Below are 16,679 nucleotides of genomic sequence, written 5' to 3'. Positions count from 1 at the left end.
GTTGTGGTGGAGGGGTGGGGGGTGGTAATTCACGCCACCTCCCCGAAGATCGCCCGGTACTGCTGGCGCATAGGCCGGTCTTCGACGTGCCGCGGGTGGACGCAGCCGGCCTGGCCGCAGCCGGGTTCGACCCGGCCGACGGGTTCGCGGCCGTACCGGATGCGGAAGGCGACCCGGTAGGCGGATTGGCGACGGCCGTTGTGCCGGATGCCAGCACCGTGCTGCGGGTCGTAGCCGGGCCACATGAGGTGCCCGTCTCGGGTGGGCTGGGCGCGTCGCCAGAACAGGTCTTCGACGGTGGCCGCCGCGGTCGGGCCGGGTTTGCGGTTGGGCAGGCCGAGCTGCTGGCGAAGGTCGCGGGCGCGCCGCCGCGACACGTTCAGTTGTCGTTCGATGGCCTTGTCGGAGTAGCCGGCCCGCAGTAGCAGTTCGATGGCGGTCTGGGTGCTCATGCGGCTTTCCCCATGTCCTGCCGGTGCTGCCGGGTGATGCGCCACACGGTGCGGACGTCGACTCCGACGTGTTCGGCGATCTGGTACGAGTCCATGTCTCCGCCGGCGGCGAGCCGGATGATCTGCTGGCGGCGTTTGACGTAGAAGCCGGCGGGCTTGTTGCTCTGGTTGGCCCGGCGCCTGGGGAGTTGTCCGGCCCACAGGCCGTGCCGGTGGCTGTGGGCGAGGTCGCCTTCGGTTTCTTGCGCGAAGTCGGCGCACTGCTGCTGCACGGGGCAGCGGGCGCAGATTTTCTTGGCGTCGCTGTAGCCGACTCCGCTTCCGTCGGGGTGCCACAGTTCGGGGTCGACTTGGGCGCAGCGGGCGTCTTCCATCCAGTCGAAGCGGCTCACGGCGTCTCCTTCCGGGTTTGGCCGTAGCGGGTGTGGGCGTGGGGGTGGTTGGCGAAGTCCTCGACGTGCTGGATCTCCCGCTGCTGGCTCCGCCGTGCCCGCCGCTGCCGGGTGAGCCGGGCGGCGACGAGGGCGGCCAGGGCCGCGGTGGCACCGGATGCGGCGGTGACGTACCAGAGGGCGACGTCGACCGACACCTCAGCGGGGCTCACGCGGCCCTCCCCTGCTGGCCGCAGGCGGCGCGCTGGGCGGCGATGGTCCGGCCCTTGTCGGTGAGCCGCCATACGGCGATGCGGTGGGCGTGCGTGTTGGCCTGCGTGGACGGCACCGTCTGGTTGGTGTGGGCGATGATGCCGCCGGAGCGGAGGGCGTTGATGGCGGCGCCGAGGAAGCCGTGCCCCAGTTCGGGCAGCACGTCCCGCAGGTCGTTGCAGGACCACTCGTCGTGGCGCTGTCCGAAGTGGAAGACGGCCTGTTCGACGAGGAACTGGTCCCAGGAGGACTGGTCGGCGAATTCCTCCAGCAGGAGATCTTTGTCGGCGGTGGCGAGGCGTTCGGCGGGTGTGAGCTTGCGGACCATGGTGGGCTCCTTGCGACTGTGATGTCCTTGGGTGAGGGGCCGGCCCGATACCCGCGGGCCGGCCTACTTGGGTTATGGGGCGCGGGGCCCGCAATGTTGGGATGGTCAGTCGACGAGTTCGCCTTCGACGGGCTCGGCGTCGTCTGCGGGATCGGCGTTGTCGAGGACGGACGGCTGTGGCATCGCCGGGGCCCCAGCGGTGGACGGGGCGGCGAGTTCACCGGCGACCTCGGCCTGCGCGCGGAGCTGCTCGCGCATGTACTCGGCGGAGGTCGGCACCCACTTGGCGAGCTGGCGGACTGCGGACTTGAGCCACATGGATTCCTCGTTGGTGTTCCACGGGCTGTACTCGGAGTTCTTTGAGTCGGACTTGGCGCGGATCTCCATGACGCGCCTGTGGTTGAGGACGACGACCTTGGAGACGGCGCGGTCCTTCATGACGGCGTAGGCGTACACGCCGACGAGGGGGCCGCGGTCGGCGCCGAACCAGTCGATCTCGTGGACGGGGCGGTCGTCGCGGCCGGGGACGTAGCGGAAGGTGTCGCGTTCGCGGACGGCTTCGACGATGACGGTGGAGACGGCGCCGGCCCTGTAGATGAGTTCGACGATGCCCTGGTAGCCGACGATGCCCTGGATGAGTTTGCGTCCGCCCTTCTTGCGGGGGACGAGGTAGAACTGCTCGGTGCCGGGTTCGAGGCCTAGGCGGGCGGCGATCTTCAGTTCGCGGAGGAAGACGCCGACGTCGTTCTGTGCGGCCTGGGTGAGGTCGGCGTTGCCGCGGATGGCTCCGACGGCGAGGCGGATCCACTGGTCGGCGTTGACATGCGAGGGGACGAGGGCGGCGTATTCGTCGCGGTAGACCTCGATCTGGGCGGCGGGCCCGTTGTCGCGGGTGGCGATGGCGTTGCTGACCTGGCTCATCAGGCTGCTTCCTTCTGCTTGTACGGGTTGAGGGACTTGGTGGTGCCGTCGGGTTTGGCGATGCGGTAGGCGATGCGGCGCTCGCCGACGACGGCGCGCCGACCGGTGCCGATGTGGTCGAGGACGACGCCCTTAGCTGCGGTGAGTTCGGCGGCGGCGGCCTTGGATGTGGCCTGTGCTTGCTCGTAGCGGGCGGCGTCCACGGGCGGGATCTCGACGTCGACGTCGTCGTAGTGGCTGGGCTGAACGCGGATGGTCTGGTAGGTGTCGTCGGCGCCGTCGATCGCGGGCCGTCGTCCTTCGCGGACTTCGTCGAGGAAGTGTTCGGCGGCGTCGCGGAGGATCTTCGCTTCGGTGTCGTCGTAATCGACGGTGTATTCGCGGTAGTCCCAGCCGCCGATGAGGACGCCGAAGCGGGTGCGGCGCAGGCCGAGGGTGTCCATCTGCCAGATGACTTGGCACCGGTACCAAACGGGCACGCCGTCGTCGGCGCCGGACGGTCCCCAGTCGTCGCCGAACGGGGAAGTCTTCACCTCTAGCAGTTCCTCGGCCTGCTCCGGTACCTCGAACTCGCTGGCGGGCTGCGGGTAGATCAGCCGGTCGGGGGTGGCGCGCTGCCACTCACGCTCGCGGTGTCGCCACGTCCCGGCGGGTGCGGCGATGTAGCCGGGGTGCTCGTCCTGCCACTTGCTGGCGACCGCGTCCTCCAGGCGGGTCCCCCACTCGATCGCCGGGGTCATTTCGAACGGTGCAGCGGCGAGTCCGGACTTCTTGTGCCAGAGGGTGAAGCGCGACATCCACGGCGACAGGCTGACGACGGCGGCGATCTCGGTGGCGGTGATGGTGAGGCCGGCGCGCGCCTCGTCCCAGGCGGCGGTGCCCGGCGTGAGGTGACCGATCAGGATGCCATCCGGCACGATGCTGGCGGGTTTTGTGGTGCTTTCGGTGCCCATGTGACTCCGTTCGGGGTGTGCTGGCGGGTGGGCGGCCCGCCTGGGGGGGGGGAGGGGGCGGGCCGCCCGGGGATGCCGCGGAACCGTGGGGGCGGCTCAGACGCGGCGGTCTTCGGTTGCTGGTCAGGCCGCGGCTGGCTCGGAGGTCTCGGGCTCGTCGCGTGTGGCGGCCTTCCAGGCGTCCAGTTCGGCGCGGAGGGTGTCGTGGGCTCCGTCCCGCATCCGGATCGGCATCTGCGCGCCCAGGAAGTCGGCGGCAACGATCACCGTGGGCTTGCCTTCGCCGGTCGACCACATCTGGACGGGGCCGGGAAGGTTCTTCCAGGCGCCGAAGAACTTCGGCTCCATCGCCATCTGCTGGTCGCTGGCGCCGCGCTCCAGGGCGGGCAGCAGGATCTTGCGCCAGTCGAGGGGCTTCTTCGCGAACGGGCTCAGCTCGATGGCGATGCGGGTGCCGGAGTCGCCGGACAGGATGAGCCGGTCCCCCTTGCGTTCCAGGTTGACGGGCTTGGAGTCGAGCAGCTTGATCGCGGCGGCGAGCTCGGGGATCTGCGTGCGGCGCACGATGGCGTGCCACGGCTTGCCACTGCCTGCGGTGACCTGAGTGCGGGCCACGGCGAGCGTGTACCGGTTGGTGGCCATGGCGTACAGGACGCCGTTGTCGTACTCGAAGGTGATGCACTGGACAGCTTCGGCGTCGACCAGGTTGCCGACGTGCGGGCGAGTCTGGGAGACGAGGCGACTGAGGGTGTGGTCAGCGATGGTGATCACGGTTGGCTCCTGGGATGCTGGTGGGGTGCCCCGCCGGATTCCGCCCGGCGGGGCGTTCGGCTACTTGAGGCGGACGGGCATGCACACGGCCCGGTAGTGGTCGGTGGCGGCGCCGTTGTCGTCGACGGGCTGGATCAGCACCGGCTTGCTGGGGGTGGTGAACCAGACCTGGACGGCGCCGCTGATCGGGGCCAGCAGGGAGCCGAGGAAGCCAGGCCGGTAGCCGGCGGTGAACCCGTCCAGGTCCGTGGTTTCGGCTTCGACGCGGGAGGCGCCCGTCGATCCTTCGACGCCACCGGCCACCGTGACCTGGCCGTGCCCGAAGGTGAGGGTGATGGCCTGCTCTTCCTTGTCGTTGACGAGTGCGGCCCGCTTCACCGCCTCCAGCAGTTCGGTGCCGTCGCAGCGCATCCACCCGGCGGCTTGCGCCGGGTCGGGGAAGAAGCTGGCGATGTCGGGGAAGGGTGTGGCGACGGTGCGGCTGGTCACGGTCAGGGTGTCGCCAGCCAGCGCCGCCACCGAGGCAGCGCCGGTGAACGAGATCCGGACCGGGCTGCCAGCCAACTGCTTACAGGTGGCGGCCAGGTGGGCGGCGGGCACCAGCAGTTCGCCGGCGCTGTCGCCGTCCGGGGTCCAGGGCAGGCGGTGCCGCACGATGCGGTAGCGGTCGGAGGCGGACACCGTCAGGTGGTCGCCGTCGGCGGCGACGTGTACGCCGCGGAAGCCCTCCAGGTTGCCTGCGGCTTCCTTGTCGGGCATGGACGCCTGCGCGGCGTGCACGACGGCTGGGGCGAGCAGGTCGCCGTCCACGGTGCCGGATGCCTCGGGTGCGGTCGGCAGCTCCGGGTAGTCGCGGCGGCTCATCGTCGGCAGCGTGAAGGTGGTGCCCGGCGCGGTCAGGGTCAGTTCGCGGTCGTCGGCGACGACGTCGATCGGTCCGGCGGGCATGGCCGCGGTCACGTCGGCGAGCAGCCGGCCCGAGACGAGCACCTTGCCTGTTTCGAGAACGTCGGCGGGCAGGGTGGCGCGGGTGCTGGTTTCGTAGTCGAAGCCGGACAGGGTGACCGAGTCGCCGCCGGTTTCCAGCAGCAGCCCGCCAAGCACGGGCTGCAGCGGATTGTTGGGGAGCCGGCGGTGGGCACTGCGCGCTGCCCCCGCCAACTGCTTCTGGTCGATGCGGATCTTCATCAGGCCGCGTCCTCGATGTCGGTGGCCTGCTCGACTTCGATGTCGGTCTCGGTGTCGTGGGGCTCGGGCTGGGCGTAGCCCTTGGTCTGCAGGGCGGTCAGGGGAAACAGGGCGATTTGGTTCATGGAAGTCTCCTGGTGGGGTCAGGCGGCGGTGACCGCGGAAGTCGTGGGGGTGGCAATCTCGGCGTCGCGCTCGACGGGCACGTCGTCCATGGCGCGGATCAGTTCGCATCCGGAGCACTCGCAGCGCCAGCCGTTCTCGCGGCTGCCCTTGCCGCCATGCTGGACGTGCAGCCGCTGGCCCAGCTCGGTGATGAACTGGCGCAGGCGCCAGATCTCGTCGCGCTGCTTCTCGACCAGGCGGATCTCTTCGCTCTGGCGGCGGACGCCGTCGAGCTGGCTGTGCGTGCCGCCGATGACGCCGGACATCGACCACTTGGCCTGCTGGGCGGCTTCCTTCAGTGCGCGGGCCACTTCGACGGGAACACGCCCGTCGGGCAGTTGGGCCGCGCGATGGATGAGCCCGTTGATCTGGTGGGCGTTCAGGCGGACGAGGTGTCCGAGGTACATGCCAGCCCACGCCGAGCGGTCCTCGGCGGACGCCCGCCGAGCCGCGGCCCAGCATGACTGCTCCTTCTTGACCTGGTCCTGCAGCAGAGCGCTGTAGGCGTTCTGGTGGCGACGGGACTCGGACGCCACGCGCTCGACCTCCCGGTTGAGCAGGTCGAGGTCTGACAGGTGGTCGACGTTCTCGCCGAGCCGGGCGTATTCGGCGCGCAGTGCGGCGGCGCGTTCGGCGGCGGATGTGGTGGTCACGGGGTCCCTCCATGGGATGCTGTGGTTGGAACCCCCGGGCGTCGTGAGCGCTCGGGGTTTCTGCGTTGACCTCCGCCCGGCCGGGCCGTCTCGGCGCTGGCGGGGCGGCGAGTCAGGCGACGCGGCCCGGGTCGGTGACGGGCCCGAGGCGGCCGGCCGCGGCGGCTTCGGCGAGGGTGATGACCGCAATGGGCTGGGTGGCCTGATCGGCGGGGTCGCTGGTATCCCGCACCATGGGCGGCACCTCGACCCGGACGGCGTTGGCGTCGGCGGCGATCTGGGCGGAGAACCGGTCCCGTAACCGGCGGGCGTCGGTCATCCAGTAGTCGCGCTCGTCGGCGAGGTCGTCGATGGTCTTGCCGTTGGCGAGGGCCTCCTGCTCGCGCTCGGCGGCAACCCGGTTGCGGTCGGCCCGCAGACGGTCGTTCTCGATAGCGACCTCGACGAGCTGGCAGGTGAGTTCGCCGGCTTCCCGCTGCAGTCGGGCGATTTCCTGTTTCAACTGCGTAGGTGTGAGGCCGCGGTGTCGGGCGTGGGTGCGGCGGAAGCCGGGGACGATGCTCATGCCGCCGCCTTGCTGATGCGCTGGCAGAAGTCCTCGAAGGTCTCGGTGAGGCCGCTGTCGATCGATGCCTGGAAGTCGGGGTCGACGGTCCGTGGGGCGAGGCCGAGGCCGGACAGGAGGCCGGGCAGGATGACCGGGTCGGCGTCCGCAGGCATGGGCGGCAGGTCGAGGATGGTCATCACGCCACCGCCGGGAGCTGCCGGGCCGCCTTGATACGGGCGGCGGTCATGAGCTGCTGGGCCATGACCCGCAGGCTTTCCTCGGACGTGTCGGACAGGTCGAGGTGGACACCGGGCGCTAGGCGCAGGATGAGGCCGTGATCTTCGGCGCTCAGCCGGATGTCGTTGGGCTGGCTGTCGACCTTGATGGCCAGCAGGCTGATTCGGGTCACGGCGTCTCCTTGGCGAGGGGCGGGAGTTCGAAGTCGGGGTCGGGGTCGTAGAGCAGGTGCCGCATGTCGGCGAGGTCGCCGGGGCTGGCGGGGGTGTCGGTGGATACGACCTCGGGGTGGGCGAGGAGCCAGCGCAGGCGGGCCGTCGACGCCTCCACCCGTAGTCGGCGCTCCAGTGCGGCGGCTGGGACGTCCAGGTCGCGGATCGGTCGGGTCATCACCAGCACCTGCCGATCTCGCGAAGACTGCCGGTGTGTTCGCGGACCGTGTCGGTTGTCTCGTCGCCGTGGAAGGCGCCGGCGAGCCGGCCGATGTAGCGGATGTTGGAGTCGTGGCTGAGGGAGATCCACGCTTCGCCGTGGCCGTCGATGTAGATACGGCGGCGCCGGTCGGAGTCGCCCTCCTGGGGTGCGGCAACTGCGCTGATCCGGCGGAGTTCGGTGACGAGGTCGCGGAACGCGGCCCGTTCCAAGGCCCCGGCGGCGAACCGTTCGATCAGGTCGATGACCTCGGTGAGCGTTGCCGTGCGGGCGTCGGCGAGCTGCTGCCGGGCCTCGTCTAGGTCGGCGGTGACCTTCTCGAACTCGCGGTCGTTCGCCTCTTGGTCGGCGCGCAGCTTGGCCAGCTCGGCGTTCTGGGTGGCGCGTACCGCGTCCGTGAAGACGTCGAGCATGCCCTGCGCGATGGCTTTCGCCTCGGCGTTGTCCCCGGAAGGGACGCTCCACCACAGCAGGTCCGTGATCCTCCTGCGGGCGGCAGCCTCGGCCTCCCGCTCCTGGGTTCCCACCGGCATCGGCAGGGCTCCCTGGCCGGCCACGGCTTCGTCGGTCTTCGCCTTCTCCCAGGCGTCCTTCGCCACCGGGTCGACGTGGGTGAGGGCGATGTAGGCGCCCTCACCCTCCACCCAGACCACCGGGTCGCCGCTGGCCGACACCTGCGCCTTGGTGCGGGTCCGGGTCACCAGCCGGCGGGCGGACGGGATGTCCTCCGGGCGGGCACCCGGGTAGGCGAACACCAGCGTGCCGACCGGGTAGAGGCGGTTGAACGTCTCGGCGTTCACGCGATCGCCTCCTCGTCCTCGGCCTTCCACTGCTCCTCGCGTTCGCGGAGGCTGCACTGGACGTTGAAGGCGCCCTCGAAGTCGCGGTCCTGCTCGGCCTGGGCGATCAGTTCGACGTAGGACTGGCGGATCTCCGCGCGCTTCGCCTCGACGGCGGGGCGCTCCAGCTCGGCAATACGGCACCAGGGGCAGCCACGGTCGTCGTCCGGGGCGCGAAGCCACGTCGGGTGCTCGGGGATACCGCAGGACGCGGAGACGCGGCCGTCCAGGTCGCCGAGGTCAAGGGCGCGGTACGCGGCCAGCTCGACGGTCTGCTTCTCGTGCACCGTCTCCGCCTCGTGCAGCGGCGTGAATACCTGCGTGCCGTACTTGGTGGCAGTGGCGCACGGCCATCCGGCGACGACGCCCTCCTCCTGGCAGACTGCGCACAGCCAGGCATTCGGCACGCCGCAGTCGTCGAAGACGGGGACATGGAAGCGGGCCGGGAGCTTGGCGTTCTCCTCCAGGGAGAAGCCGGCGAGGATCTCGTAATGCGGGTGGTCGGGGGCCTGAAAGAGCGTGGCGCGCTGCGCGCAGCCGTCGTGCTCGACCGGTTCCCCGGCTTGGGCGCGGCTGCGGCAGGTGCCGCAGGCGGACGGGTCGGCGCTAGTGCTGCCCTTGGTGAGGAAGTTCTCGCGGGCTTCGACCCAAAACGGGTCGAGATCGGAGGCGGTCACCGGGCTACCGCCTCACCGTTGATGAGGCGGGCGATGTCGACGAGGTGGCCGGTACCGAAGTCGGCGGCGTAGTCGGCCGTACCGTCCTGGGCGATCCGGGAGGCGACGACCTCGGCTTCAACCTCCAGCAGCGATGCCAGGGCGGCGCCGACGGACGGCTGCATGAGGGCGATGTACTCGGCGTTCCACGGCTCGCGGATCCCGCCGTACCCGGGCCGGATCTTCCCGGAGGCGACGACCTCGGAGGCGACCGTGCCGGCCGGGTGGGCGTGCGAGTAAACGGCGGACGTGGACGTGACACGCGGGGACCACACGGAGCCGGTGACCCACGGCGACTCGGTCGCGTGCTTCACATGCTTCCGGAGCTTCGCCGCCGCGTTACGCAACTCGGCGTCCAGGGAGACCTTCGGGGCCTCCAGGGCTGATGAGATACTGGGAGCCACGCGGCTCCCTCCTTTCGCTCTGGTGTGAGGGTTGATCGCGTCGAGGTCACCCGGGCTGGCGTTTGGGTGGCCTCTTTGCGTGGCCGGTCAGGCGGCGGCGCGGGCCGGTCGGCGTGTGGTGGAGCGGCGCCGGCCGGGGAAGGCGACGAGGCGGGTCGCCTCGTGGTACGCGTCCAGGTCGGCGCGAGAAACGGTGATCGTTCCGCCTTCGACGGCTTGGCTGCAGGGCAGCAAGCCGGCCCGGATGCGGCGGCGGACGGTGTCGACGCTGAGGTTGAGAATCCAGGCGACTTCGCGGAGGTCGAAGAAGGGTGCGTTGAGGTCCCGGGGCTGGGTGGGGGTCCGCAGGGACTGCTTCGTGGCCACGTCACTTCCTTTCAGGGGGGTGAGGGTGGGGGGCGAGGAGTTCGGTCTTGTTCGCGTTCAGGGCGGCTCGGAGTGCCTGGTAGGGGCCAGGTCTCATGCGGGGGCGGTCGCCGCGTTCCACCTTTCGCAGGTAGTTGGCGGTTATGCCGACCAGGTCGGCGAGCTGCTGGACTTCCATCCCCGCTGACATGCGCTTGCTGCAGATAGCCGTCCCGTCCACCGTGTAGGTGGTTGGGGTTTGCGCCATGCCTGAAAGTTAGCCCTACTTGGTCGCGCTGTCTAGGCTTTGGTGGGCACTAGTTGGCCGTCTGTGGGCATCACTCGCGCCTAGTTGGACCCTGACCTGCGGAAATCAAGGAGCGAGAACGGGCCTAAGTGACCCCTGGTCCTGGCTGGTCCCCACCAGTCCTGCCAAGATGGCCCCATGCCAAGCGTCGAGAACTACGACTACGAGAGGCTGGCGAAGTTCGCCAGGCGCCGCCGAGCCGAACTCGGCTTGGCGCTCAACGCCTCGAACGCCCAGTCCGCAGGCACTTCCAAGGGGACGTGGCAGCGGGTGGAGAAGGGTCTTCCGCTCAGGAAGACCAACTATTGGAAGTTCGACAAGTTGCTTCAGTGGGCTGGCGGTAGCTGCCTGGAGGTGCTGGACGGTGGGGACCCGATCACGGTCGAGGGCGTGATCGGCGCTTCCGGTGTCCAGAAGTCACCTGTCCCCCAGGATGTCATCGACAAGAAGGCCCTCGCCACAGTGCAGTTGGCGTTGATCGCCACGGCAAAGGGAACGCCGGCCGAAGAGATCCGGGAAATGAGTGAGCGCATCGTGCGGGACCTGAGCGAAGAGGGTCTCCTCTAGGCAAGTTCACCCTATTGGCGTACAACCCTTTGCGTTTTGCCATTCTGTTACATATCCCTCTCCCGTCACTCGGTCCCAGCCAGTCCCAAAACGTCGTAGACGTGGCACAGTCGTGACACACCCTCGGGGGCTTCCCTTCCAGGCGACACACAGGGGGAGCCATGCAGCAAAGAGACGCGCTCATAGTCGACTACGGGCCGAAGTTTGACGGGACAGCGGTCCGTACCGATACAGGGATCGTCTGTGTAGTGCCACGCCAGATCCGCGAACGGCCTGAAGCCCAGGCCGCGATGCGGGAGATGGTGCGGGAACTCGGTGGTGAATGTGGTCACTGCCCAAACTGCCCCATGGGGCAGCAGGGCTGAGATCATGACGACGCGGAGCCGCGGCGGCAGGGGTGCCTGCCGGGCTACCGCGCCGCACCACCAGCACAAGGGGGCGACATGGCCAGGCGCGCACAGGACATCTACACCGAATGGCGTGGCGGAACCTGCCGCGTGAAGTGGTGGTCCGGCGAGTACCACGACGACGGCCGCAAGCGCTTCGAGTCCAAAGGCGGGTTCACCGACGAGGACAGCGCCTACGAACACGGGCTCGACAAGATGTCGGAGATCCGGCACGGCACGGCCATCTCCAACCGTGATGGCGCGACCCTGATGACCGACTGGATCGACGACTGGTTCGCCGCGACCGACCATGCCTACACGACGAGCAAAAACTATAAATCGATCATCAATCGGCACATTCGGCCCTACTTCGCCGGCACGACTGTCAGCGAGGTCGACGTGATCGCCTACCGGGCCTTCCGCAAGCACATCCACCGCAAGCTGCCGGCGGCGTCGAGTGCCGGAAACGTCATGACCGTTCTCGGGATGATCCTCGATGACGCCGTACCCCGGCTCATCAAAGCCTCCCCTGTGGAGCGAAAGCGGACGCGTGGCCGGTTCGTCAAGAAGACGCAGCGTGAACGCAAGCGCGACATGGACATCACGTCGATCGATCACCTGGCACGCAACGCCGAGATCGTCTTCGGCTACACCGGTTACGTCATGATCTGGACGATGGCCATGACCGGGATGCGCCCGGGTGAGCTGTTCGGCCTGCGCCGTGAGTACTGCTACCCGGTCTGGCCCGGCAGCGACCTGCGGCCAGACCCCGACGAGGAGGAGCGGTACGAGGAGGACGTGCTCCGGTACGGCAAGGGGGAGGGACTCATGCCTGCTATCCGGGTGCAGCAGCAGGTGCAGCAGGACGAGGGCACCTCGGTGGTGGAAGTGCCGCCCAAGTACTACTCCTACAGAACGCTGGTCATCCCGCAGTTCCTGGCCGACATGCTGGAGAAGCTGCTTGAGAGCCACGGCAACAAGTGGGTGTTCCCGGCTGTTGAGGGCGGCAACCTCAAGAGCGCCCCGTTCTCCAAGAGCTACTGGTCCCCAATCTCCAAGGGTGCTGCGGCGAGGACGCAGGTGCACGGAAGGTACGGCAGCATCCGCCCGGTGATCGAGCCGGTACCGGCGTGGGCCGGCAAGCGCATGTACTTGATCCGGCACGGGCACAAGGCTTGGCTGGACGAGGACGGGCACAGCCGGTTCGCGGTGGAGTCGCGCATGGGGCACGAGGTCCCGGGTGTGGAGGGCACCTACAGCAGCGTGACGGTGGCGATGGAGCGTGCCATCATGAAGGCACTGCAGGGCCGCTGGGAAACCTTCCGGGGTAACGGGCTGAAGGGCTGACGCGGATGCGTTTCCCACTTCTTTCCCAGTGAGGGCGAGCGCCTCGGCAGCGCCGCAGGTCAGAGTCCCCTCCGGTCCCCCTGGAGGCGTGATCTTGTTACTTCCCCGACAACGACTACGCCTGGGTCAGCGTGGGCAGCGGCTGGTGGACGGTACCGGTGGTGCTCGGCTGGGGCACCGTCCCCGACCAGCTCGTGCGCGGTTCGGCGGAGGCCCCGGTCGGCGCCTCGATCTGCCGCTCCGGCTCCACCACCCACTGGCACTGCGGCACCCTGCTGGCCAAGAACGAGACGGTCAACTACAGCCAGGGCGCCGTCCACCAGATGACGAAGACCAGTGTCTGCGCCGAGCCCGGCGACTCGGGCGGCTCCTTCATCAGCGGCGACCAGGCGCAGGGCGTCACCTCCGGCGGCTGGGGCAACTGCTCCAGCGGCGGTGAGACCTGGTTCCAGCCCGTCAACGAGATCCTGAACCGCTACGGGCTGACCCTGCACACGGCCTGAACCACACGGCCTGAACCACGCGCGCTCCGCAGGGGTCTGTTGTGACAGGGGTCCGTCACTCAGGGCGGGCCCCTCACCCGCGGGCCGACCGCCGCTCGGCTGCCCCGCGGCCGGTGCCCGGCCGGCACTCCGCCCGTACTCCCCCGCCACTCCGCCCGTACTCCCCCGCTACTGCGCCGGTACTGCGCCGGTGCTCCGCCGCTGCCGTCAGTCGTCGCCGAAGCGCGGGTCGCGTGCCTCGAAGCCCTGTGCCGTGGTCAGGCGGCGGTAGGCGGCGCGGGCGTGCACCACGCGGGCGAGTGCCGTGCCCACGAGCGCCGCGGCGAGCAGGCAGGCCAGCCAGCCCGCGTCCCGCGCGCCGGCCCAGGTCAGGACGCCCGCGGGCGGGACGGCGAAGCCGTTCAGGGAGAGCCAGCACAGGACGGCCGTGCCCGGGGCGGCGGTGAACCGCGCGCACAGTCCGAGGACCGCGGCGAGCAGGGAGAGCGCCGGCAGCGCCACTCCCGGACGGCCGATGCCCACGGTGGTGTTGAGGAACGCCACTAGGACCAGGGCGCCGGCGAAGGCCGCCGCCCACACGAGCGGGGCGGCCACGGGACGGGGGACGGGTCTCGCACCACTGCCCAGGGGCACCCACTCGATCATGCTGACGGCTCCTTCCGCTCCCGGGCGGCATCGACCACGGCGTCGGCCACCGGCCCTGTGGGCAGATTGTCCCACCGCGCCCCGGGCCGTACGGCGGTCAGTCCGAATAACGCCCCTGGTACGGCCGACCCCGGCCGGTCCGAGGCGGAAAACGGCCCCCGCCGCACGAGTGCCGGCCCCGCCGCGGGGTCGCGGCGGGGCCGGCACTCGAACGGGGAAGATGTCTTCGCCTTGCGGGGATCACCGGGCACATGTCCCCTCGGGCCGGCAGCCGTGACTGACGGTGCGTCAGCACGGTGTGGTGGCCATCAGCTTCTCGAACGAGGACATGCAGTCGGGGCAGTGCCGTGCCCGTTCGCCGTCGGTCGCCGCGTCGCGCCTGCGGAGCTGTTGCCCGCACAACGTGGCCGCGGCCTGTTTGGCCACCACATGCCACACCAGTGTCCCGCCCGGCTTCTCCGGGCCTACACACATCTCGTACATTTCGGCCTCCCGGTCTGGACGCCGCCGTCACCCTCAAGGAGACACCGGATCGGCCTCGCACCTGAACCGTGCGGGGACCATTCGGGTGAGAGCCCGTGACCGGTCGGCGCGCGGGCGGGCCCGTCGCGACCCGCCGGGCCGGGCGGAGAGTGCCGGTGGGCGCGACGTGTTCGGCCTGCCGGCCAAGGCCGGGCGGCCACCGCCCGACGGGCCGTCAGTACAGCTTGCGTACGGCCGTAGCGGTGGTGGTCCGGAAGTCGGCCACCTGGGCGTGCGCGAAGTCACCCATCTGCGCCCACTGCACGACGGTCACGGTCCGGCCGTCCCGGCCGACCGAGAAGAGGGCGATGTCGGACGCGCCCCAGGTGTGGGCGGTGTGCAGGCCGTAGACGTGGGCGCCCTCCTCGACGTCGAGGCGGCCGTAGTACTTGCCCGTGGCGGTGACGTCGGGGTCCTGCTCGGTCAGCGTGCGCGCGCAGTCGGCGAGGTCCTCGCGGAGCAGGGCCGCGAACTGCTCGGCCCGCGCGGCGTCCCGCTCCACGACCGTGACCTGGAGCGCGCCGGTGTCGTACTCGGTGGTGTAGCGGCGGTGGACCGAGGTGGACGGCAGGGCGTCGCCCACGCAGATCGGCAGCGGGTCGGGCTGCCCGGCGGTGACGGGCCCGGCCGACCAGCCGGAGGACGCGTGCGGCGGCAGTTCGGCGGGCCGCAGGAACCGGGGCTGGCCGGCGGCGGACGGGGCGGCGAGGGCCGGGACGGCGGCCATGGCGACGGCGGCCGCGGCGGCCGCCGCGGTGACGGCGAGTCGGGTCCCTCGGGTACGGATGCGCATGTCTCCCCCAGGTGGGTCGGTCGGTCTCGGGCGGACCGGTCGGTCGGAACGCCCACTGCGTTCCCGGCCCGCACACCCCGTATGACCCGCGGGAAGCCGGATGCGTTGCCCTGAACAGGCGTCACGGGTTCATGCGGAATGTCATGTTCAGGCAACGGTCTTCCCGGGGGAACGGGCCGTGTCGAAGCGGACGCGCCGGGTACCCGACAGGTCATTTGAGGCCCGGGGGGACCGGCCCTCCGCGAGACCGGAGGACGGCCCGGTGAGGAAAGGGGACAGTGATGACGCAGCCCGCCGACGACAACGCGTTCGATCAGCGCGCCGGTGTGTCCGGACTACGGGTGGCCGGGGAGGCCGCGCCCGTGCCGTACGGCGGCGTGCCCGACGTGGTGCGCGAGGGCCTGCGCGAGGAGAACCTGCCCGTCGACCGCAACCAGGCGATCCTGGAGGCGGCCAAGCAGGTGGGTGCGCTGCTGAAGCGGACCGGCCTGCCGTTCGCGGTGGCGGGCAGCGTCGCCGTGTACGCGCACGGCGGCACCACCAATCTCCAGCACGACGTCGACTTCGCCATCCGGCCCGAGGACGCCGGGGCGGTGGCCGAGGCGCTGCGCGGCGCGGGCCTGCACGTCTACACGCCGCCCGAGGACTGGCTGTTGAAGGCGGACTGCCTCGGCCAGCAGGTCGACCTCATCTTCGAACTGGCACACCAGCCCGTCACCAAGGAGTTGCTGGGCCGGGCCGAGGACCTCTCGGTCGACTCGGTGCTGATGCCGGTGCTGTCGCCGACCGACCTGATGTGGAGCCTGCTGTCGGCCTTCTCCGAGCACCACTGCGACTTCGGGGCGGTCCTGCCGATCGCCCGCACCCTGCGCGAGAAGATCGACTGGGCGAGGGTAAGGCGCGACTGCGGGGACGAGCCGATGCCCGCCGCCTTCTTCTTCATCCTGGAACGGCTGGAGATCATCGCCGCGGCGGAGGACCACCGATGAACACCGCGGAGGAGGACCACCGATGAACACCGGGAGCACCGGAAGCACCGGCGACGCCGAGAACGTCGAGTACCGCGTCGCCCATCTGCACGACCGGCTGGCCGCCGAGGAACTGGCCGAGCTGGGGGTGCGCGCCGAGATCCGGGCGGGGGCGGTCGTGGTCACCGGCACGGTGCCCTCCGGCCGGTGCCGGGAGACCCTGCTGCGGGTCGTCGGTGAGGAGCTGGACGGACTCACCGTGCACAGCGACATCATGGTGGCCGAGACCGTCGGCCCGGACCGGGCGGAGGAACTGTGACGATCCGCGTCGCCGCCGTCGGGGACATCCACATGGGCCCGGACAGCCAGGGCCTGCTGCGGCCCGCCTTCGACACCCTGTCCGACTGCGCCGACCTGCTGCTGCTCGCCGGGGACCTCACCCGGCACGGCACACCGCAGGAGGCGCGGGTGGTGGCCCGCGAGGTGGCCGGCCTGCCGCTGCCGGTGGTCGCCGTGCTCGGCAACCACGACCACCACGACGAGCAGCCCGAGAAGGTGACCGAGATCCTCCGGGAAGCCGGGGTGACGGTCCTGGAGGGCGAGGGGACGGTCGTGGAGTGCGCCGGCACCCGCGTCGGCGTCGCCGGGACGAAGGGTTTCGGCGGCGGGTTCGTCGGCCGCAGCGCCGGGGAGTTCGGCGAGCCGGTCATGAAGGAGTTCGTCCGTACCACGCGGCGCAGCGCCGACTCGCTGTGCGCGGCGCTGAAGGACCTGGACGGCCGGGAGTGCGCGGTGCGCATCGCGCTGACCCACTTCTCCCCCGTGGCCGACACCCTCGCGGGCGAACCCCTGGAGATCCACCCGTTCCTCGGCAGCTACCTGCTGGCCGAGGCCATCGACACGGCCGGCGCCGACCTCGCCGTCCACGGGCACGCCCATCTGGGCTCGGAGCACGGGATGACGGCGGGCGGCGTGCGGGTGCGCAACGTCGCCCAGCCGGTGATCAAGGCGGCGTTCCACGTCTACCACCTGGCCGCGGGCTGACC

27 protein-coding genes and 1 pseudogene are annotated in these 16,679 nt (G+C 70.2%); 6 read left to right on the top strand and 22 right to left on the bottom strand.

Going from position 1 to position 16,679, the window contains the following annotated elements:
* Positions 1-29: 29 nt before the first annotated feature.
* The 19 genes from ABEB00_RS33345 to ABEB00_RS33255 form a co-directional block, all read right to left on the bottom strand.
* The gene (locus ABEB00_RS33345; protein WP_345624441.1) at positions 30-452 is read right to left on the bottom strand and encodes a hypothetical protein; all 423 of its coding nucleotides are present in this window, start codon (positions 450-452) and stop codon (positions 30-32) included.
* On the bottom strand, positions 449-844 hold the full coding sequence (locus ABEB00_RS33340; protein ID WP_345624440.1) for a WhiB family transcriptional regulator: 396 nt from the start codon (positions 842-844) through the stop codon (positions 449-451). The genes ABEB00_RS33345 and ABEB00_RS33340 overlap by 4 nt, the downstream gene beginning before the upstream one ends.
* Positions 841-1,056: a hypothetical protein gene (locus ABEB00_RS33335; RefSeq protein WP_345624439.1), complete on the bottom strand. Its 216-nt coding sequence runs from the start codon at positions 1,054-1,056 to the stop codon at positions 841-843. The genes ABEB00_RS33340 and ABEB00_RS33335 overlap by 4 nt, the downstream gene beginning before the upstream one ends.
* Complete coding sequence (locus ABEB00_RS33330; RefSeq protein ID WP_345624438.1) at positions 1,053-1,424, bottom strand: hypothetical protein; 372 nt, start codon at positions 1,422-1,424, stop codon at positions 1,053-1,055. Before ABEB00_RS33330 ends, ABEB00_RS33335 begins: the two co-directional genes overlap by 4 nt.
* A 105-nt stretch (positions 1,425-1,529) precedes the next feature.
* A complete protein-coding gene (locus tag ABEB00_RS33325) occupies positions 1,530-2,345 on the bottom strand; it encodes a recombinase RecT (protein ID WP_345624437.1) in 816 nt (271 codons plus the stop codon).
* Complete coding sequence (locus ABEB00_RS33320; protein ID WP_345624436.1) at positions 2,345-3,298, bottom strand: YqaJ viral recombinase family nuclease; 954 nt, start codon at positions 3,296-3,298, stop codon at positions 2,345-2,347. Before ABEB00_RS33320 ends, ABEB00_RS33325 begins: the two co-directional genes overlap by 1 nt.
* Before the next feature lie 123 nt (positions 3,299-3,421).
* Positions 3,422-4,069, bottom strand: coding sequence for a hypothetical protein (locus ABEB00_RS33315; RefSeq protein ID WP_345624435.1), 648 nt, complete (start codon positions 4,067-4,069; stop codon positions 3,422-3,424).
* A gap of 60 nt (positions 4,070-4,129) precedes the next feature.
* Positions 4,130-5,257 carry a DNA polymerase III subunit beta gene (locus ABEB00_RS33310; protein ID WP_345624434.1) on the bottom strand — a complete coding sequence of 376 codons (1,128 nt, stop codon included), beginning with the start codon at positions 5,255-5,257 and terminating at the stop codon, positions 4,130-4,132.
* The gene (locus tag ABEB00_RS33305; RefSeq protein ID WP_345624433.1) at positions 5,257-5,382 is read right to left on the bottom strand and encodes a hypothetical protein; all 126 of its coding nucleotides are present in this window, start codon (positions 5,380-5,382) and stop codon (positions 5,257-5,259) included. Before ABEB00_RS33305 ends, ABEB00_RS33310 begins: the two co-directional genes overlap by 1 nt.
* Positions 5,383-5,400: 18 nt before the next feature.
* Positions 5,401-6,075, bottom strand: coding sequence for a hypothetical protein (locus ABEB00_RS33300; protein WP_345624432.1), 675 nt, complete (start codon positions 6,073-6,075; stop codon positions 5,401-5,403).
* A gap of 112 nt (positions 6,076-6,187) precedes the next feature.
* Entirely contained in the window at positions 6,188-6,640 is a 453-nt protein-coding gene (locus tag ABEB00_RS33295; RefSeq protein ID WP_345624431.1) for a hypothetical protein, read from the bottom strand.
* Positions 6,637-6,819: a hypothetical protein gene (locus ABEB00_RS33290; RefSeq protein ID WP_345624430.1), complete on the bottom strand. Its 183-nt coding sequence runs from the start codon at positions 6,817-6,819 to the stop codon at positions 6,637-6,639. Before ABEB00_RS33290 ends, ABEB00_RS33295 begins: the two co-directional genes overlap by 4 nt.
* The gene (locus ABEB00_RS33285) at positions 6,819-7,031 is read right to left on the bottom strand and encodes a hypothetical protein (RefSeq protein ID WP_345624429.1); all 213 of its coding nucleotides are present in this window, start codon (positions 7,029-7,031) and stop codon (positions 6,819-6,821) included. The genes ABEB00_RS33290 and ABEB00_RS33285 overlap by 1 nt, the downstream gene beginning before the upstream one ends.
* Positions 7,028-7,249, bottom strand: coding sequence for a hypothetical protein (locus tag ABEB00_RS33280; RefSeq protein WP_345624428.1), 222 nt, complete (start codon positions 7,247-7,249; stop codon positions 7,028-7,030). Before ABEB00_RS33280 ends, ABEB00_RS33285 begins: the two co-directional genes overlap by 4 nt.
* On the bottom strand, positions 7,249-8,091 hold the full coding sequence (locus tag ABEB00_RS33275) for a hypothetical protein (protein ID WP_345624427.1): 843 nt from the start codon (positions 8,089-8,091) through the stop codon (positions 7,249-7,251). The genes ABEB00_RS33280 and ABEB00_RS33275 overlap by 1 nt, the downstream gene beginning before the upstream one ends.
* Complete coding sequence (locus tag ABEB00_RS33270) at positions 8,088-8,807, bottom strand: hypothetical protein (RefSeq protein WP_345624426.1); 720 nt, start codon at positions 8,805-8,807, stop codon at positions 8,088-8,090. The genes ABEB00_RS33275 and ABEB00_RS33270 overlap by 4 nt, the downstream gene beginning before the upstream one ends.
* On the bottom strand, positions 8,804-9,250 hold the full coding sequence (locus ABEB00_RS33265; protein ID WP_345624425.1) for a hypothetical protein: 447 nt from the start codon (positions 9,248-9,250) through the stop codon (positions 8,804-8,806). The genes ABEB00_RS33270 and ABEB00_RS33265 overlap by 4 nt, the downstream gene beginning before the upstream one ends.
* An 87-nt stretch (positions 9,251-9,337) precedes the next feature.
* Positions 9,338-9,616 carry a helix-turn-helix domain-containing protein gene (locus ABEB00_RS33260; protein ID WP_345624424.1) on the bottom strand — a complete coding sequence of 93 codons (279 nt, stop codon included), beginning with the start codon at positions 9,614-9,616 and terminating at the stop codon, positions 9,338-9,340.
* 1 nt (position 9,617) lies between these two features.
* Positions 9,618-9,863, bottom strand: a complete 246-nt coding sequence (locus ABEB00_RS33255) for a helix-turn-helix domain-containing protein (protein WP_345624423.1) — start codon at positions 9,861-9,863, stop codon at positions 9,618-9,620.
* 177 nt (positions 9,864-10,040) lie between these two features.
* On the opposite strand from ABEB00_RS33255, the gene ABEB00_RS33250 reads away from it, so the two are divergent.
* From ABEB00_RS33250 to ABEB00_RS33240, 3 genes and pseudogenes are all read left to right on the top strand, one after another.
* Entirely contained in the window at positions 10,041-10,469 is a 429-nt protein-coding gene (locus tag ABEB00_RS33250; protein WP_345624422.1) for a hypothetical protein, read from the top strand.
* Positions 10,470-10,912: 443 nt separating this feature from the next.
* Complete coding sequence (locus ABEB00_RS33245; protein ID WP_345624421.1) at positions 10,913-12,202, top strand: tyrosine-type recombinase/integrase; 1,290 nt, start codon at positions 10,913-10,915, stop codon at positions 12,200-12,202.
* 101 nt (positions 12,203-12,303) lie between these two features.
* Positions 12,304-12,705 (top strand): annotated as a pseudogene (locus tag ABEB00_RS33240) (S1 family peptidase); the annotation flags it as partial.
* Between the two features lie 207 nt (positions 12,706-12,912).
* Here the strand turns inward: ABEB00_RS33240 and ABEB00_RS33235 are convergent.
* From ABEB00_RS33235 to ABEB00_RS33225, 3 genes are all read right to left on the bottom strand, one after another.
* On the bottom strand, positions 12,913-13,350 hold the full coding sequence (locus ABEB00_RS33235; protein ID WP_345624420.1) for a hypothetical protein: 438 nt from the start codon (positions 13,348-13,350) through the stop codon (positions 12,913-12,915).
* A gap of 288 nt (positions 13,351-13,638) precedes the next feature.
* On the bottom strand, positions 13,639-13,833 hold the full coding sequence (locus ABEB00_RS33230; protein ID WP_345624419.1) for a hypothetical protein: 195 nt from the start codon (positions 13,831-13,833) through the stop codon (positions 13,639-13,641).
* Between the two features lie 214 nt (positions 13,834-14,047).
* A complete protein-coding gene (locus tag ABEB00_RS33225; RefSeq protein ID WP_345624418.1) occupies positions 14,048-14,665 on the bottom strand; it encodes a hypothetical protein in 618 nt (205 codons plus the stop codon).
* Between the two features lie 281 nt (positions 14,666-14,946).
* Here ABEB00_RS33225 and ABEB00_RS33220 point away from each other — a divergent pair, with 281 nt between their 5' ends.
* Genes ABEB00_RS33220 through ABEB00_RS33210 form a run of 3 tightly spaced genes read left to right on the top strand, consistent with a single transcriptional unit; the run spans position 14,947 to position 16,677 of the window.
* Entirely contained in the window at positions 14,947-15,654 is a 708-nt protein-coding gene (locus ABEB00_RS33220) for a nucleotidyltransferase family protein (protein ID WP_345624417.1), read from the top strand.
* A 22-nt stretch (positions 15,655-15,676) separates the two neighbouring features.
* Entirely contained in the window at positions 15,677-15,952 is a 276-nt protein-coding gene (locus ABEB00_RS33215) for a hypothetical protein (RefSeq protein ID WP_345624416.1), read from the top strand.
* The gene (locus ABEB00_RS33210) at positions 15,949-16,677 is read left to right on the top strand and encodes a metallophosphoesterase family protein (protein ID WP_345624415.1); all 729 of its coding nucleotides are present in this window, start codon (positions 15,949-15,951) and stop codon (positions 16,675-16,677) included. The genes ABEB00_RS33215 and ABEB00_RS33210 overlap by 4 nt, the downstream gene beginning before the upstream one ends.
* Positions 16,678-16,679 lie beyond the last annotated feature (2 nt).

Source organism: Streptomyces ziwulingensis (assembly GCF_039542605.1).
Lineage (GTDB): Bacteria > Actinomycetota > Actinomycetes > Streptomycetales > Streptomycetaceae > Streptomyces > Streptomyces ziwulingensis.
Note: the sequence above shows the minus strand (reverse complement) of the source record. Positions and strands in the feature narration are given on the sequence as shown.